Below are 16821 nucleotides of genomic sequence, written 5' to 3' on the forward strand. Positions count from 1 at the left end.
GCGCCGCGCCCGGCGCTCACCAGCGCCGTAACGCCAGCACCGCATTCAGCCCACCGAACGCGAACGAATTCGAAAGGGCAGCGCGTACGTCCAGGCGGCGTGCGCTGTTCGCCACCACGTCGAGGTCGCACTGCGGGTCCGCTTCGGTGAAGTTGATCGTCGGCGGTACGAGGCTCTCGCGCAACGCGCCGATCGTCGCCACCAGTTCGAGCGCACCCGCCGCGCCTAGCGCGTGGCCGTGCATGGATTTGGTCGATGTGATCGCGATGCGAGAGGCATGCTCGCCGAAAACCCGATGAATGGCCTGGGTCTCCGTGACGTCGTTGGCCACGGTGCCGGTGCCGTGCGCATTGATGTGGTCGATATCCCCGGGCTCGAGGCCTGCGTCGTTCAGGGCCGCGGTCATGGCCGCGGCGGCGCCTTCGGCCGAGGGTGCGACGATGTCGCCCGCATCGGAGCTCATCCCGACACCTGCCAGCTCGGCAAGCGGCTGCTCGCCACGCGCCATGGCATGCGCCAGCGATTCGAGCACGAAGATGCCCGCACCTTCACCCAGGACGAGTCCGCGTCGCTGAAGGCAGAACGGCCGGCAGGTGTCGTCGGCCAGCACGCGCATCGCCTCCCATGCCTTCAGCACGCTGAAGCTGAGGCAGGCTTCGGCACCGCCCGCTATAGCCAGGTCGACGACGCCGGCGCGGATCAACAGGGCTGCCTGGGCGATCGCATGGTTGGACGAAGCGCAGGCGCTGGTGACGCCGAAGGTTGGACCGGTGCTCTGGAAGGCGATGGCGATGTGACTGGCCGGTGCGCTGGACATGGTCCGCACGATGCTCAGGGGATGAACGCGTGCGGCGCCTTCCGCGTACAGCTTGCGACTTTCTTCATCCCGACTGGTTTCGCCGCCGACGCCCGTGCCGATGATGACCGCGACGCGCGCGCCCCTCGCCCGCAAGGTCGGCAATTGCGCCTGTGACGCCGCTTCCCGGGCAGCCACCACGGCAAACTGCGAGACCCGGTCCATCAGGCTGATGGCGCGGTCGTCGAGGTAGTCGTGGGGATCGAAGCCTTTCACCTGGGCGGCGACCTTCACGCGCAGGTCGTCCCGCCGGGGGTGGACGAGCGCTTCGATGCCGGGGCGGCCTGCGGCAAGGGCGCGCCACATCACGTCGGCATCGTTGCCGAGGGCACTGACCGCGCCCATGCCGGTAACGACGACGCGCGACGCTTCCGGGTGCGGCATGGGCGGTCAGGAGGCCGCGGCGGAACGGCCGGGCTCGGCGAGCGCCGCGTTCACGGCGTCGACCAGGCTCTGTAGCGTTTCGGTGTCGAGGCGCCCCTGTTCCTGGGCGAGCTGGATACCGAACGCTTCCTCGATTTCGAACACGATCTCGATCGCCTCGAGGGAGTCCACTTCCAGCTCTTTCAGCGTGGACGCGGTTGTCAGCGTAGCGCGATCTTTGCCGCTCTGCGCCGCGACGATATCCAGAACTCTTGATTCGGCATCAGCAGTCATGACGATAGCCTCCCGGTGTTAGTGGACCGCGTGAGTCAATCTAGGCCCTCATGCTGTGCTAGACCTTTGGAACCGAGGTTACCACCGCCCGATCAGATGCTGTACCAGCAGGCTGGTCAGGGCAACCGCAGCCCAGACGCCCAGGCCGAGCAGGATGGGGCGCGGACCGGTGGAAGCCATTCGCCGCAGGTCCGCCGAAAGACCGATCGCGGTCAGGGCGACGATGATCAGGCACTCGGCCGCGAAGTGGATGATCGGCAGGACGATGTCGGGAACGAGGCCGGCCGTGCGAATGCCCGATGCCACGAGAAACCAGAGAATGAACCAGGGGAAGATCCTCGCCAGGCTGAAATCGCCGCTGCCACTGCGTTTCTCGCGCCAGGCGACGATCAGCGCGATCCCGAGACTGATCGGAATGATCAGCGTGGCGCGGGTGAGCTTCACGATGGTGGCGAAATCGCCGGCGGCGTGGCTGTAGCTGTAGCCGGCGGCGACCACCGACGACGTGTCGTTGATGGCCGTGCCCGCCCAGAGGCCGAAACCGAGATCGGAGAGACCCAGCCCATGGCCGATCGCGGGAAAGAGCAGCACGGCGACGAGGTTGAACAGGAAGATCGTCGAGATGGCGAACGCCGTGTCGTGCTCGTCGGGCTTGATGATGGGAACCACCGCCGCGATGGCCGAACCGCCGCAGATGGCGGTGCCTACACCGATCAGCAGCTTCAGCTTGTCGTGCACGCCGAGCACGCGGCCGAGGATCCATGCGGCCAGGCCTGCTGCCGCGACCGTGGCCAGCGTCACCGAAAGCGATTCCATGCCGGTATGAGCCACCTGGGAAAGGCTGAGGCCGAAGCCCAGCGCGATGATGGACCACTGCAGGACCTGCTTCGAGGCGAAGCGAATGCCCGGCTGGAAACGCTCCTCCGGTGGGGCGAAATGGCGTACCAGGATGCCAAGGACGATGCCGCAGACGGCGCCGCCGATGAGCGGCACCAGGCGGCCAAGACCAAAGGCCACGGCGGCGACGGACAGGGCCAGGAGAATCCCCGGCAGGCGAGACGCGGAAGAGGGCGGAACGGCGACAGTGGACACGGGGGCGATCCTTGGGGCGACGGCCTATTGTCCGGTGCTGCCGGGAATAAGAATATTGAAAAAGCCTGATGAACTGTATAAGAGATACTTATGCATGCGATCAGTCCGCGCCAGCTCGAAGTCTTTGTTGCCGTCGCCACGGCCGGCAGCGTGCGCGCGGCAAGCGAGCGCCTGTTCCTGAGCCAGCCCGCGGCGAGCATGGCCCTCGCCGAGATGGAGCGACAACTCGGATCGCCGCTGTTCGCCCGCGAGCGCGGCCGCCTCCGGCTGAACGACCGCGGTCGTGAACTCCTGCCGCTCGCGCGGGAGCTGATCGAACGCCACGCCGAGTTCGGTCGCCGCGCCGAGGGCTCGGTGGCCGGCCTGGCCGGCGATATCGGTATCGGGGCGAGCAACACGGTGGGCAACTACCTCGTGGGTGACCTGCTCGGACCCTTCGCCAGCGAGCATCCCGGCGTGGCGTTACGGCTGGGCGTCGCCAACACGGCGCGCATCGCCCAGGGCGTTCTCGATCACGATTTCGATATCGGCTGTGTCGAAGGACCGGTCAATCACCCTGCGATCGAAGCCCGTCCATGGCGCCAGGATCGTCTCGTCGTCTGTGCCCGGCCCGACCACCCGCTCGCCGGCAAGGTCCGGCTCAAGCGTGAGCAATTCGCCGGCTCGCGCTGGGTGTTGCGCGAGCGTGGATCGGCCACGCGTGCGCTCAGCGAGCAGGCGCTGGCGGCATTGCCCGAAAGCAGGGTGGTCCTGGAACTGGACCAGTCCGAGGCCATCAAGCAGGCGGTGATCGCGGGACTGGGAATCGCCTGTTTGCCCGAGGTGGCGATCGCGGACGCGGTGAAAACCGGTCGCCTGGCCGTCTTGCCGACGCCGTTCCTGGACCTGACGCGGACCCTGTCCATCCTGTTGCATCGGCAGCGCTATCGCGGCGCGGTGATGGAAGCCTTTCTGGCCAGCCTCCGATGAGTCAGCCGAGGACGCAACGGTTCTTGCCGGATCGCTTCGCCTCGTACATGGCCGAGTCGGCGGCGGCGACGACGCGATCGTACGCGTCGCCAGGAAGGACGAGCGTCACGCCGATGCTGGCACCGATGGTGACGCCCGTTCGCGACCCGTTGACTTCCAGCGTGTAGGGTTCGGCGATCGCATCGCACAGGGTCTGGCAACGGGCGAGGGCGGCCTGTGCATCGGCGGCGTCGTTCAACAGCACCGCGAACTCGTCGCCACCCAGGCGCGCGACAGTATCCGAGTCGCGCGTGCGGCCGTCGAGGCGCCCCGCGATCGCCTTCAGCAGGGCGTCGCCGGCCGCGTGCCCGTGACCGTCGTTGACGCCCTTGAAGCCGTCGATGTCGATGTAGGCCAAAGCGAACGAACCGCCGTCCGTATCGCCGAAGTCGATGGCTTCCTCCAGGCGGTCACGGAAGAGGCTGCGATTGGGTAGGCCGGTAAGCGCATCGTGCGTCGCCTGGTGGCGCACCAGTTGCTCCATGCGCGCGCGCTCGGCCACCTCGGTGGTGAGCTGCTCGTTGCGCAACGACAGTTCGTCCAGCGCCTGTTGGAGCAGTGCGCGGGAACGATAGAGCTCGAGGAAGATCTTCACCTTCGATTGCAAGATCACATCGTTGATCGGCTTGGCGATGTAATCGACCGCACCGGCCGTATAGCCCTTGATGCGGTTGATGTCATCGGCGTACGCCGCCGTCACGAAGATGATCGGCGTCTCGCTGAGGTGATCGGTTTCGGAGATGAACTGCGCCACCTCGAAGCCGTCCATCTCAGGCATGTTGACGTCGAGCAGAACGAGTGCGAACTCGTGGTCCAGGCACAGCGCCAGCGCTTCGTTGCCACTGGCGGCCTCGAAGATGTCGGCATCGGCGCGCGCGAGCAGCCGGCGCATGGCGACAAGGTTGGCGTGGGTGTCGTCGACGACGAGGATCTTGGGGCGATTCGTATTCATGGCAGACACAGTTCGTTTAGCTTGGCCGCGATGGCGTCCAGCGGCAGGCACGCGTCGGCGCCTGCCGCTTGCAGCCCGGCGAGGGGCATGGCGTCCGCTTCCGCGGTGAGGGGATCCTGCACGATGGCATAGCCGCCGGCGCGGCGTACGGCGACCAGACCCTGGGCACCGTCGGAGTTGGCGCCGGTCAGCAACACGGCGATCAGTCCGTCCTGCCAGGCATCCGCCGCCGTCTCGAAAAGCACATCGATCGAAGGTCGCGCATAGGCGACCTTCGCATCGACGCTCAGCGAGAAATGGAAGTTCGGCTCGACCAGCAGGTGATAACCGCTCGGTGCCACATGAATCACGCCGGGATCGGCGGGCGCGCGTTCGCTGGCCTCGACCACGGGGAGGCTGGCGTAACGGTCGAGCAGGGAGACCAGGATGGACACGTCGGCCGAGCCGGTATGGCAACAGATGACCACCGGCACGCCCAGGCGTGTATCGAGGCCGGGCAGCAGGCGTTGCAGGGCGGTGAGTCCCCCGGCGCTGCAGCCGATCACGATGGCCCGTCGCGCCGTCATCGCGCCAATGCCCTCGCGCCGTTGCCGCCGACCTGATAGATGCGCAGTGCGTGGTCGATGTCGGCGAAACCGGCGGCGGCCGGCGAGAAGTCGATATTCTCGCGCGTGCCCAGGCAGAGGAAGCCACCGCGCACCAGGCTGTCGCGGAACAACCCGAGCGTGCGGTCCTGCAAGGGGTTGCTGAAATAGATCAGTACGTTCCGGCAAAGGATGAGGTGTGCTTCGCAGAACACTTCGTCGGTGACCAGGTTGTGGTTGAAGAAGGTGACGTTGCGACGCAGCCGATGGTCGAGCTTGATGAAGTCGTAGCGGGCGCTGTAATAGTCGCTCAGCGAACGGCCACCGCCGGCTTCCATGTAGTTGCGCGACCAGTCGCGTGCCTCGCGCGTGGCATAGATGCCTTCGCCGGCGACGGCCAGCGCGGCGTCGTTGAAATCCGTCGCGTAGATGCGCGAGCGCTCGTACAGGCCGGCCTCCTCGAGCAGGATGGCCAGCGAGTAGACCTCCTGGCCATGCGCGCAGCCGGCCTGCCAGATGTTGATCTCTGGATAGGAGGCCAGCACCGGAAAGACCTTGTCACGCAGGGCACGGAAGACCGGCGGATCGCGGAACATCTCCGAAACCGGTACGGAAAGGCCCTCGATCACGCGTGCGACGAAACCTTCCTCGTGGAGCAGCCGGCTGTTGAGTTCGCTGATCGAGGCCGCGTGGTGGGTGCGGACCAGTTGCTGCACGCGACGCTTCAGCGACGCCGGCGCGTACTCGCTGAAATCGTAGCCGTGGCGCAACTGCATGGCGCGCACGAAGAGCTGTACCTCGATGTCTTCGACGTCCACCTCAGCTCCTGGTCGGCAGCCAAACGCGGATCATCGACAGCAGGCGGTCGACATCGATCGGCTTGGAGAGATAGTCGTTCGCACCGGCCTCCAGGCACTTCTCGCGGTCGCCGCGCATGGCCTTGGCGGTGAGCGCGATGATCGGCACCTTCGCGACCCCGGGACGCGAGCGGATCGCGCGCATGGTGTCGTAGCCGTCCATGACCGGCATCATGATGTCCATGAGCACCAGCTCGATGCCCTTGTCGGTGTCGATGGTATCGAGCGCCTTCTGCCCGTCCTGGGCCATGACCACATCGATACCCTTGGCCCGCAGCACCTTCGACAGGGCGAACAGGTTGCGCATGTCGTCGTCGACCAGGAGCAGGCGACGACCGCGCAGGCTGGCTTCGTCCACGCCGCCGGCCGCGGTGGCGGCTTCGTCGCGTGCTCCGCCGCCATGGCGGATCGAATGCAGGAACAGGCTGACCTCGTCGAGGAGACGATCCGGCGAGCGGGCGCCCTTGACCACGATACTGTCCGTGTACTGGCGGATCTTCATGCTCTCTTCGCGGCTCAGGTCGCGTCCCGAGTAGACGACGACCGGTGGCGTGTGGTCGCCGCGCGAGAGATGTTCGAGAAACTCGATGCCGGACATGCCCGGCAGGCCGAGATCGAGCACGATGCAGTCGAAGGCGGTGTGGGTGGCCTTCTCGAGGGCTTCCTCGCCCGAAGCGGCCTCCTCGATCACCACCGAGTCGTCCTTCAGCAGGGTGCGCACGGCGGTACGCGCGCTGGCGTCGTCGTCGACCACGAGGAGTTGGCGCGTCCGGCCGGTCGCGAAATGCAGCATGCGGTCGAAGGCGGTCGCGATGGCCTCGCGGCTGACCGGCTTGGTCAGGAAGCCGACGGCACCGAGTTCGAGGCCGCGGGTGGCGTCGTCGGTCGCCGAGATGAAGTGCACCGGGATGTGTCGCGTGGCGACGTCGTTCTTCAGGCGCTCGATCACGGTCCAGCCATCCATGCCGGGCAGCATGACGTCGAGCAGGATGCCGGTGGGGCGATAGCGCCTGGCCAGGGCGAGGCCGGATTCGCCATCCGCCGCGGCGAGCACGCGATGGCCCTTGCGGTGGACCATGTCGGCGAGGATCCGGGCGAAGGCCGGGTCGTCCTCGACCACGAGGATGATCGTGTCCCCTGGGCCGATGGACGCGCGGTCGTCGTCGATGGTGTCGGCGAGAAGACCCGGGGAAAGTGGCAGGGTCGCTTCGGCCGCCGCCTGTTGCAGCGGCACGACCTCGGCCGTGCGGCCCATGTCGGGCGCCTCTTCCGGCAAGTAGACGGTGAACGTGCTGCCACGTCCGGGCTCGCTGGCGAGAACGATATCGCCGCCGAGGAGCATCGCGATGCGTCGCGAAATGGCCAGCCCGAGCCCGGTGCCGCCGTACTGCCGGCTGGTGCTGGCATCCACCTGTTCGAAGGCGTGGAAAACGCGCTGCATCTTGTCGGCCGGAATACCGATGCCGGTGTCGCTCACGGCGATGGCGACGGAGGTCCCCGGGACGAGCCCGGCAGGCAGCGTGGCGTCCGCCGGCGGGCGGGAAACACGGAGGCCTACCGTTCCGGTGGCGGTGAATTTGAAGGCATTGCTGAGAAGGTTGTTGGCGACCTGTTCGAGCTTGGCGCCGTCCGTGCGGATCGATTCCGGCAGGCCCGGTTCCACCTCCACCGAGAACGCCAGCTTCTTCTCCTGGGCGACGTGGTTGAACGTCCGGGCCAGCGTGCGCGCGAGGTCGGCGAGGGGGAAGGTGTCGACCACCAGCTCCATCTTGCCGGCCTCGACCTTGGACAGATCGAGGATGTCGTTGATCAGGCGCAGCAGGTTGGAGCCGGCGTCGTGGATGATCCGCGCCGATTCCACCTGATCGCCGGAGAGGTTTTCCTCGTCGTTGTCGGCCAGGCTGCGCGAAAGGATGAGCAGGCTGTTCAACGGCGTACGCAACTCGTGCGACATGTTGGCGAGGAATTCGGACTTGTACTGGCTTGCACGAGCCAGTTCCTCGGCCTTGTCCTGGGTGTCCCGCTGGAGTGCCTCGAGCGCCTCCTTCTGCTCGTGGAGGGTGACGCTCTTTTCGCGGAGTTCCTCGTTCGAGGCATGCAGCTCCTCGGTCTGCACGCGCAGTTCTTCTTCGGAGGCGACCAGACGCTGCGACTGCTCCTGCAGTTCGCCGGTCTTTCTCTTGAGTTCGTCGTTGGTCGCGCGCAGGTCTTCCTGCTGGCTGCGCAGGGCCTCTTCGGAGGCACGCAGTTCGTCGGCCTGGCTCTGGGTTCGCTCGAGCAGCGCGCGGGTGCTGATGGCGCGACCGAGATTCTCCAGGGAAAGGGCGACGATGGGCATCAGCTCCTCGAGCAGGCGATCCTCGATCGGGGTGAGGTGCGCGAAGCTGCCGATCTCCACCACGCCCAGCAGGCGATCGCGCGAGGTCACCGGCAATACCACGATGCTCCGCGGCGCGCCTTCGCCCGTCCCCGAATGAATGCGGGTGTAGTCGTCGGGAACATCCTGCAGGACGATCGTGCGCCGCTCGATCGCCGCCTGGCCGACCAGGCCTTCGCCCAGCTGGTATTCCGGGGTGAGATGGCGGCGCTCCTTGAAACCATAGGTGCCGAGCCGTTCGAGGCGGCCGGTCTCTTCGTGGAACAGATAGAAAACGCCGAGGCCAGCCTTCATCACCGGGACCAGCTCGGTCACCAATGCATTGGCGAACTCGCGATAGGTGTTGGCACCCTGCAACGTGTTCGAGATCGCCGTGACCGTCGACTTCAGCCAGGTCTGGCCCGCCGTCTCGACCGACATTTCCTTGAATACCTGCAGGGCGCGCGCGATCTCGCCGATCTCGTCGCGACGGGTGAGCTGGCGTACCTCGATATCGTGGTCGTGTGCGGCGAGGCGCGTCATCAGTTCGGTCATGCGCACGATCGGGCGGGTGATCAGGCGGAAGGTCATGCCGATGATGAAAAAGCCGAACGCCAGGCAGGCGACCAGCGAAACGATATCGATGTATTTCGTCGCGGCCAGCACGTTGTCCAGCGCGCTGTTGCGCTTGTCGAGCAGCACGCGCTCGGTGGTCGACATCTCGTCGATCAGCTTGCCTACGTCGCTCATCAGGACGGTGCGATGCGCCAGGTATTCGTGACGTATCGACTCGCGTGCGAGCGCGCCTTCGGGCGTGGCGGCATTGCCGATGGCACGGGTCGGCGCCAGCGCGTACTTGACGACTTCATCCTTCCAGCGGTCGAGCATGTCCTGCAGCCGGTCGATGCGCGACTGCTGCAGCGGATTGTCGGCGGTCATCTGGCGCAGGCTGGCGAGGCTTCGGGCCAGGCCGCGGTCGGCTGTCTCGAAGTCGGCGTACTCGCTATCGGACTGGTTGAGCAGGAATCCGCGCGCGGCGACCTGGCGAGCCTGGGCGTCGTCGTTCACGTCGGCCAGGGTGATGAGCACCACGTAGGTGTGCGTGGTCCATGCCCGGGTATCGTTTTCCCGCCATAGCGAGGCGAGGTTGGCCACGCAGGCGGCGACGAAAAGGGCCAGCAATGCGCCGATCGCGATCAGGATCTTGCGCTGCAGGGGTTGGTCTGCGAGCCAGCTGCGTTTCTTTTCGTTCGATGACATGCCGTGACCGTTCAGGGATTCAGGGAGGAACAATGCCACCGTTACGTAGCGTTCTGCACTTTAACGGCCTTTGCTCAGCCGGGTTGAGTGCCAGGTCTCCCCCAGGGAGGCGGAACCAGGCTGCCGCGGCGGACCGCCACGGCAAGACATACGGATGTGACGAGCGAACAGATGCACAGGGCGACCACGGAGGCTTCGGCGCCGAACGCCCCGCCGGTGAGCCAGTCCGGCCCCTGCATGTGCGAGGCGAGCAGGCCGCGCTGTTCGAAGCCGGAGACGGGGATACCGTAGACCGGGCCCTGGGCGATGTTCCAGGCGGCATGGGCGCCCATGCAGATCCAGAGCGAGCGGGTGACGTGGTAGAGCAACCCGAACAACAGCCCCGCCTCGAGTGCGATGGCCAGGGCGCTCCACGCCGTCGCGTGCGGATTCCATGCGTGGAGGCCGCCGAACACGCCGGCCGATATCAGCAGGGCGGCCCAGGTGCCCAGGCCCTCCTCGACGATACGGAAGAGTACGCCGCGGCTGATGATCTCCTCACCGACCCCCGCGCCCACGCCCATGACGAGGACGGGGCCGAGCCAGTCGACATCGCGATGGATGCCGTCGACGGCGAAGACGCCCAGTGCCCAGAGGGCGGCGACGACCAGCGAGAAGCAGAGCGCGCCGCCGGCCAGGCCCAGCAGAATATGAGGGATCGCTTTGGCGGGGGGCAGTTCGTCCAGCTTGCGCCGCTCCAGAAATCGGACCAGCAGCCCATACGCCAGGACGATCGGTGCCAGGCGCAGCGCCTCCATCGGCAGGGTGGTATCGCGGAAGGGAACGAATCCCGCGGGGAAGCCGAGAGCGGTCCAGGCCTGCCCCTCGAGCCACTGGAACGTCTTCAGCAAGGCGAAGAACGCGAACAGCCTGCCAAGCGGCGAGTGCAGCAGGCGGGCGGCGCGGCGCAGTGGTGTAGCGACGATCTCGGCGGCGGACATGGATCTCTCGGGCGGGGGCTTGCGGCCGCAGTCTACGCAGGCATGATGGTGCTCCGATACAAGAAGGCCGGCGGCACGTCCGCTAACGTGGCAGCCGCGGGCTGTCGCGCCCGATACCTACTGGAATTGCACGATGGCCATACCGTCCGAAAACGATCCTTCGAGCCCGATGAACCGCCGTGAGCAGACCTTCCCCCACCTCAACGAGGAGATGTCCGCGCGGCTGGTGAAATACGGGGTCGAGGAGGTCGTTCCCGCCGGCACTATGCTATTCCGGCGCGGCGAGCGCCGGGTCGACTACTTCTTCGTGATCGAGGGCTCCATCGAGGTCTACGACACCGCCGAGGACGGCACGCCGAACATCTTCGTGGTGCACGGACCCAACCAGTTCACCGGCGAGGTGGACCTCTTCAGCGAACGCAAGATCATGGTCAACGGGCGTACCGGCATGGAGACCCGCCTGGTCCGCATGAACCCGACCAGTTTCCGCAAGCTGGTCTCGGGCGAGCCGGACATCGGCGAGATCATCATGCGCGCCTTCATCCTGCGCCGCGTGGGGCTCATCCAGAGCGGTCAGGGCGGCGTGATCCTCGCGGGCTCGGCGCACGCCGCGGACACCGTACGGCTGCGCAGCTTCCTGATTCGCAACGGCTATCCCTATCGGCTGCTCGATACGGACATCGACGAGGACGCCCGGCACCTGCTCGACGGCTTCGGGCTCGACCCCGGCGAATGCCCGGTGGTGATCATGCCCGACCGGCGCGTGCTGCGCTGTCCGACCAATGGCGAGCTTGCCGACGACCTCGGCATCAGCATCGAACTGGACAAGGACCACGTGCATGACGTGGTGGTGGTCGGCGCGGGTCCGGCCGGCCTGGCCGCCGCCGTGTACGCCGCCTCCGAAGGGCTGGACACCCTGGTCATCGAGGCGCTGGCGCCGGGCGGACAGGCGGGCACCAGCTCGAAGATCGAAAACTACCTGGGCTTTCCCACGGGCATTTCAGGGCAGGCGCTGTCCGGTCGCGCACAGGTCCAGGCGATGAAGTTCGGCGCGCACATGGCTATCGCGCGCACCGTGGAAAGCGTGGACTGCGGTCGCCATCCCTATCGGCTGAGCCTGGACGACGGCAGCGTGGCGTCGGCACGGGCGATCGTCATCGCCACGGGGGCCCGCTACCGCAAGCTCGAGCATGTCGACTACGAACGCTTCGAAGGCCAGGGCATTCACTATGCCGCGACCGCCATGGAGGCGCAGCTTTGCGCCGGCGAGGAAGTGGCCGTGGTCGGTGGAGGCAACAGCGCGGGCCAGGCGGCGATGTTTCTCGCCCGTACCGTCGCTCACGTACACATCCTGGTGCGTGGTGGGGGGCTGGCCGCGACCATGTCCGATTATCTCGTGCAGCGCATCCAGCAGTCGCCGCGCATCACGTTGCACACGCACTGCCAGATCGATCACCTCGATGGCGATACCTATCTGCGCGAGGTCGGCTGGGCGTGCCAGGTCGATGGCAAGCAGGTGCGCAAGAAAATCGGCGCCCTGTTCGTCATGATCGGTGCCGAGCCGAATACCGCCTGGTTGCAGGGCTGCCTGGACCTGGACAAGAAGGGTTTCGTGCTCACCGGTCGCGACGCGGACGGCTATGCGACGCCCTCACCGTATGCGACGACCTTGCGCGGCGTGTTCGCGGTGGGCGACGTTCGCTCGGGATCGGTGAAACGCGTGGCGTCCGGCGTGGGCGAGGGCTCGGTGGTGGTCCAGGCGATCCACCGGTTCCTCAACCCCGCCCCCCTGTAATTCGTGGGAAGCGATCAGACGTCGACCGAGGCGGCGTGTTCTCGGGTGGCGGCGAAGCGTACGGTCGGCCAGCGTTCCTGGGCGAGCTGCAGGTTCACGCGCGTCGGCGCGAGGTAGACGAGTTCGCCCGCGCCGTCGATCGCCAGATTGCCGGCGTTCTTCTCGCGGAATTCCTCAAGCTTCTTCGGATCGTCGCAGTGGATCCAGCGCGCGGTGGCGACGCCGACCTGTTCGAAGGCCGAATCCACGTTGTACTCGTCCTTCAGGCGATACGCGACGACGTCGAACTGCAGCACGCCGACGGCACCCAGGATCAGGTCGTTCGACATCAGTGGGCGGAAGAACTGGGTCGCGCCCTCTTCGGACAGCTGCGCGAGACCCTTCTGCAGGGCCTTCATCTTCATCGGGTCGCGCAAGCGCGCGCGACGGAACAGTTCCGGCGCGAAGTTGGGGATGCCGGTGAACGAGAGCGCCTCGCCTTCGGTGAAGGTGTCGCCGATGGTGATGCTGCCATGGTTGTGCAGGCCGATCACGTCACCCGGATAGGCGCGCTCGACGATCTCGCGGTCGGAGGCCATGAAGGTGAGCGCGTTGGCGATGCGTACTTCCTTGCCCGTGCGCGTCTGCTGCATCTTCATGCCTGCGGTATACGTGCCCGAGCAGACGCGCATGAAGGCGACGCGGTCGCGGTGCGCCGGATCCATGTTCGCCTGGATCTTGAAGACGAAGCCGGTGAGCTTCTCTTCCTCCGGCTTCACTTCGCGTGTGAGCGTGTCGCGCGGGCGTGGCGACGGCGCGTGTTCGACGAAGAAGTCGAGCAGCAGCTGCACGCCGAAGTTGTTCACCGCCGAACCGAAGAACACGGGCGTCTGCTTGCCGGCGAGATACGCATCGATGTCGAACGGATTCGACGCGCCGATCACCAGTTCCAGTTCCTCGCGCAGTTCGTCCAGCGCGGCCTGGCCGATACGCCCGGCGAGATCCGGATGGTCGAGGCCCTTGAAGATCGTGGAGTCCTGCCGGGTGAAGTTCTTGCCCGGTTCGAACACGTGCACTTCGTCGAGCAGCACGTGGTACACGCCCTTCAGGCGCGAGCCCATGCCGATCGGCCAGGTGAGCGGGGCGCAGGCGATGCCCAGCACCGACTCGACCTCGTCGAGCAGTTCGATCGGCGAGCGGCCTTCGCGGTCGAGCTTGTTGATGAAGGTCATGATCGGCGTGTCGCGCAACCGGCAGACTTCCATCAGCTTGATGGTGCGTTCCTCGACGCCCTTGGCGCAGTCGATCACCATCAGCGCCGAGTCGACGGCCGTGAGCACGCGGTAGGTATCTTCGGAGAAGTCCGCATGACCCGGGGTGTCGAGCAGGTTCACGATGGCATCGTCGTACGGGAACTGCATGACCGACGAGGTCACCGAGATACCGCGTTCCTTTTCCAGCGCCATCCAGTCCGAGGTCGCGTGGCGCGCGGCCTTGCGGCTCTTCACCGAGCCGGCCATCTGGATCGCGCCGCCGAACAGCAGCAGCTTTTCGGTCAGCGTGGTCTTGCCCGCATCGGGGTGGCTGACAATGGCGAAGCTGCGCCGACGGCGGGTTTCGGTGAGGTGTGAGGACATGTCTTCAGGCCGGGATCGATAGGCTAACCGCTTATTCTATCAGCGAATTGAACGGCAAGAGCCGTCTACCCCGCGGGAGCCGCCCCAGCGGCGACGTGTACTCGCCCCAGCCCCGTGTGGGAGCCGCTCCAGCGGCGATGTGCACTTGCCCCAGTCGTTGTGGGAGCCGCTTCAGCGGCGACGGGGGGGCTTGCCCCGGTTTGGCCCGCTGCCGCGGGATCGCCGATGAATCGGCTCCCACACAGGTGCTCCATTCGGCTCCCACACAGGTGCCCGCTCGGCTCCCACACAGGTGCTTCACTCGGCTCCCACACAGGTGCTCCAATCAGCTGCGGAATGCCTCGTCCAGCCAGCTCGGCACCGGAATGCCCTTGCTGCGCAGGAACACCGGGTTGAACAGCTTCGCCTGGTAGCGCATGCCCCCGTCGCATAGCACCGTGACGATCGTATGGCCGGGCCCCAGCTCCCGGGCGAGCCGGAGGGCGCCGGCTACGTTCACACCGCTGGAACCGCCCACGCAATAGCCCTCGCGGTGGAGAAGGTCGTGTAACAGTGGGACCGATTCATCGTCCGGGATGGACCAGGCGATGTCGATCGGTGCACCCTCGAAGTTGGCGGTGATCCGGCTGTTGCCGATGCCTTCGCTGATCGAGCTGCCTTCACCGACGAGTTCGCCGGCCTGGACGTAGCGGGCGAAAATGGAGCCCGCCGGGTCGGCCAGTGCGATACGGACGCCGGGGTGGCGGCTCTTCAGGGCCCGCCCGACGCCGGCCAGCGTGCCGCCCGTGCCCGCGGCGCAGACGAAGCCATCGATCCTGCCCCCGGTCTGCTCCCAGATCTCGCGCCCGGTATGGGCCTCGTGCCAGTCCCGGTTGGCGGTGTTGTCGAACTGGTTGGCGAACCAGGCGCTGCCGGGGTTCGCGGCGTTCATCTCATCGGCCAGGCGGCGGGCGGTCCGCGCGTAGTGGCCGGGATCCGTGAACGGCACGACCGGGACCAGGTGGACACGGGCGCCGGCGACGTGCAGCGCGTCGATCTTTTCCCGGCTCTGCGTATCCGGCATGACCACCAGGGTGCGGTAGCCACGGCTGGCGCCCAACAGGGCCAGCCCGATGCCGGTATTGCCCGCCGTGCCTTCGACCAGGGTGGCACCGGGCCGGAGCAGGCCCTGCCGCTCGGCGTCGTCGAGCAGGCCGAGTGCCGTGCGGTCCTTCACCGAGCCTCCCGGGTTCAGGAATTCGGCCTTGGCGAGGATCTCGCAGCCGGTGGCATCCGAGGCGTCCCGAAGGCGCAGGAGGGGGGTGTTGCCGACGGCGGCGGCGAAGCTGGCATGGGTGGTCATGGAGCAATGCTAACGCCTTCGTATGGCCTCTGTGGGAGCCGCTTCAGCGGCGATTCGGTCAGGCTTCGTAGTCATGTCTGTTTCGCCGCTGAAGCGGCTCCCACACGGGCTATGGCTTCGCGCAAGGGTTATGGGTTCTCGCGAAACAAAGAGACATCTGGACATCTGGACGTCTAAACGGCTGTTGACACCCATGGGATCCGGGCGTATCGTCGGTTTCACTCATCGAGACCGGCTGAGGGACAGGCCCTTTGAAGCCGGGGCAACCTGCGGATTTCCGCGACGGTGCCAACTCCTGCGGGGCGTGTCTTCACGTCAGCCGATAGATGGGATGTCCTTTGCGGGCATGCGTTCGCGCATCCGCTTCAGGGCACTCCGACTGCCGGTTCCCCGCGGGGCTCGATCCCGAATGCAGGAACCCGGATATGTCAGCAGAGCCCCTCACTGTGATCTCCCTCCCCGAAACGGTCGTTTCCACGGCGTCGCGTAGTGCAGCCGATCTCACCGAGCAGCGCGGCACGCGCCGGGTGTCGTTCACGCCGAAGTACGGCAGCGGTGCCGTCGACGTGGATGTCCATTACCTGTGGTGCGGTGCGCCGCACGCGCCGACCGTCATCGTCCAGGGCGGCATCTCCGCCGACCGCGACGTATGCACCGGCCGCGAGCGTTCCTCGGGTTGGTGGCAGGAACTGGTCGGCAGCGGGGCGGCGATCGATCTCGACCATTGCCGCGTGCTGTCGATCGACTGGCTGGTACCAGCCGACCTCGGCGAAGCCGAGTCGGTATCGAGCGAAGACCAGGCGGCCGCGTTGGCCGCGCTCGTCGACGAACTGGGTATCGGTCGCGTGCACGCCTTCGTCGGTTCGTCTTACGGCGCGATGACCGGTCTGGCTTTCGCGGCGAATCACCCGGACAAACTGAAGTCGCTGATCCTCATCGCCGGCGCGCACCGTCCGCATCCGCTGTCCACGGCCCAACGTTCGATCCAGCGCGGCATCGTCCGGCTCGGCGTGGACTCGGGCCGCACGGACGAAGCCCTCGCCCTTGCACGTCAACTGGCCATGACCACGTATCGCGGCAGCGAAGAGTTCTCCCGTCGTTTTGCCGCGGGTCCGGAACTGCGAGAGGGCCGTTTCCGTTTCCCGGTGGAGGATTACCTCGAACACGCCGGCCGTCGTTTCGTCGAGCGCTTCGAAGCCGAACGCTTCCTTGCGCTGTCCGAGTCGATCGACCTGCACGACGTGTCGCCGGAGCGTGTCTGCGCGCCGACGACCCTGGTCGGCTTCCCTTCCGATCGCCTTGTGCCGCTGGCCGACCTCTGCGAATTGCAGCGTCGCCTCGCCGGTACCGCCACCCTCGAAGTCGTGGAGTCGCCCTATGGCCACGACGCTTTCCTCAAAGAAACCGTGCAGCTCGCTCCCGTGCTGCGTCACGCACTCAACGACTGTCGCGGAGACCACTAAGTC

The 16821-nt window shown here is 66.4% G+C and carries 13 protein-coding genes and 1 riboswitch; of the genes, 3 read left to right on the forward strand and 10 right to left on the reverse strand.

Going from position 1 to position 16821, the window contains the following annotated elements:
- Nucleotides 1-16 precede the first annotated feature (16 nt).
- The 3 genes from VM621_RS15330 to VM621_RS15340 form a co-directional block, all read right to left on the reverse strand.
- Entirely contained in the window at nt 17-1240 is a 1224-nt protein-coding gene (locus VM621_RS15330) for a beta-ketoacyl-[acyl-carrier-protein] synthase family protein (protein WP_325469829.1), read from the reverse strand.
- A gap of 6 nt (nt 1241-1246) precedes the next feature.
- Nucleotides 1247-1513 (reverse strand): phosphopantetheine-binding protein, encoded by a 267-nt coding sequence (locus VM621_RS15335; RefSeq protein WP_325469830.1) that lies wholly within the window; start codon nt 1511-1513, stop codon nt 1247-1249.
- Nucleotides 1514-1591: 78 nt separating this feature from the next.
- Nucleotides 1592-2605 (reverse strand): YeiH family protein, encoded by a 1014-nt coding sequence (locus VM621_RS15340; protein ID WP_325469831.1) that lies wholly within the window; start codon nt 2603-2605, stop codon nt 1592-1594.
- 90 nt (nt 2606-2695) lie between these two features.
- On the opposite strand from VM621_RS15340, the gene VM621_RS15345 reads away from it, so the two are divergent.
- The gene (locus tag VM621_RS15345; RefSeq protein WP_325469832.1) at nt 2696-3574 is read left to right on the forward strand and encodes a LysR substrate-binding domain-containing protein; all 879 of its coding nucleotides are present in this window, start codon (nt 2696-2698) and stop codon (nt 3572-3574) included.
- 1 nt (nt 3575) lies between these two features.
- Here the strand turns inward: VM621_RS15345 and VM621_RS15350 are convergent, their stop codons facing one another.
- From VM621_RS15350 to VM621_RS15370, 5 genes are all read right to left on the reverse strand, one after another.
- Nucleotides 3576-4565, reverse strand: a complete 990-nt coding sequence (locus tag VM621_RS15350; RefSeq protein WP_325469833.1) for a diguanylate cyclase domain-containing protein — start codon at nt 4563-4565, stop codon at nt 3576-3578.
- Nucleotides 4562-5131: a chemotaxis protein CheB gene (locus tag VM621_RS15355; protein WP_325469834.1), complete on the reverse strand. Its 570-nt coding sequence runs from the start codon at nt 5129-5131 to the stop codon at nt 4562-4564. The genes VM621_RS15350 and VM621_RS15355 overlap by 4 nt, the downstream gene beginning before the upstream one ends.
- Nucleotides 5128-5967 carry a CheR family methyltransferase gene (locus VM621_RS15360; RefSeq protein ID WP_325469835.1) on the reverse strand — a complete coding sequence of 280 codons (840 nt, stop codon included), beginning with the start codon at nt 5965-5967 and terminating at the stop codon, nt 5128-5130. The genes VM621_RS15355 and VM621_RS15360 overlap by 4 nt, the downstream gene beginning before the upstream one ends.
- 1 nt (nt 5968) lies before the next feature.
- Nucleotides 5969-9622 carry a response regulator gene (locus tag VM621_RS15365; RefSeq protein ID WP_325469836.1) on the reverse strand — a complete coding sequence of 1218 codons (3654 nt, stop codon included), beginning with the start codon at nt 9620-9622 and terminating at the stop codon, nt 5969-5971.
- 74 nt (nt 9623-9696) lie between these two features.
- Entirely contained in the window at nt 9697-10602 is a 906-nt protein-coding gene (locus VM621_RS15370) for a type II CAAX endopeptidase family protein (protein ID WP_325469837.1), read from the reverse strand.
- Between the two features lie 133 nt (nt 10603-10735).
- Here VM621_RS15370 and VM621_RS15375 point away from each other — a divergent pair, with 133 nt between their 5' ends.
- Nucleotides 10736-12397: an FAD-dependent oxidoreductase gene (locus tag VM621_RS15375; protein WP_325469838.1), complete on the forward strand. Its 1662-nt coding sequence runs from the start codon at nt 10736-10738 to the stop codon at nt 12395-12397.
- A 14-nt stretch (nt 12398-12411) separates the two neighbouring features.
- Here the strand turns inward: VM621_RS15375 and VM621_RS15380 are convergent, their stop codons facing one another.
- Both VM621_RS15380 and VM621_RS15385 read right to left on the reverse strand, forming a co-directional pair.
- Nucleotides 12412-14013 carry a peptide chain release factor 3 gene (locus VM621_RS15380; RefSeq protein WP_325469839.1) on the reverse strand — a complete coding sequence of 534 codons (1602 nt, stop codon included), beginning with the start codon at nt 14011-14013 and terminating at the stop codon, nt 12412-12414.
- A gap of 325 nt (nt 14014-14338) precedes the next feature.
- Entirely contained in the window at nt 14339-15355 is a 1017-nt protein-coding gene (locus VM621_RS15385; RefSeq protein WP_325469840.1) for a cysteine synthase A, read from the reverse strand.
- Between the two features lie 219 nt (nt 15356-15574).
- Nucleotides 15575-15688, forward strand: a riboswitch (SAM riboswitch).
- A 92-nt stretch (nt 15689-15780) separates the two neighbouring features.
- Between VM621_RS15385 and metX the strand changes: the two genes are divergently transcribed.
- Nucleotides 15781-16818 carry a homoserine O-succinyltransferase MetX gene (metX, locus tag VM621_RS15390; RefSeq protein ID WP_325469841.1) on the forward strand — a complete coding sequence of 346 codons (1038 nt, stop codon included), beginning with the start codon at nt 15781-15783 and terminating at the stop codon, nt 16816-16818.
- Nucleotides 16819-16821: the final 3 nt, after the last annotated feature.

This window comes from Luteibacter sp., from assembly GCF_035539195.1.
Lineage (GTDB): Bacteria > Pseudomonadota > Gammaproteobacteria > Xanthomonadales > Rhodanobacteraceae > Luteibacter.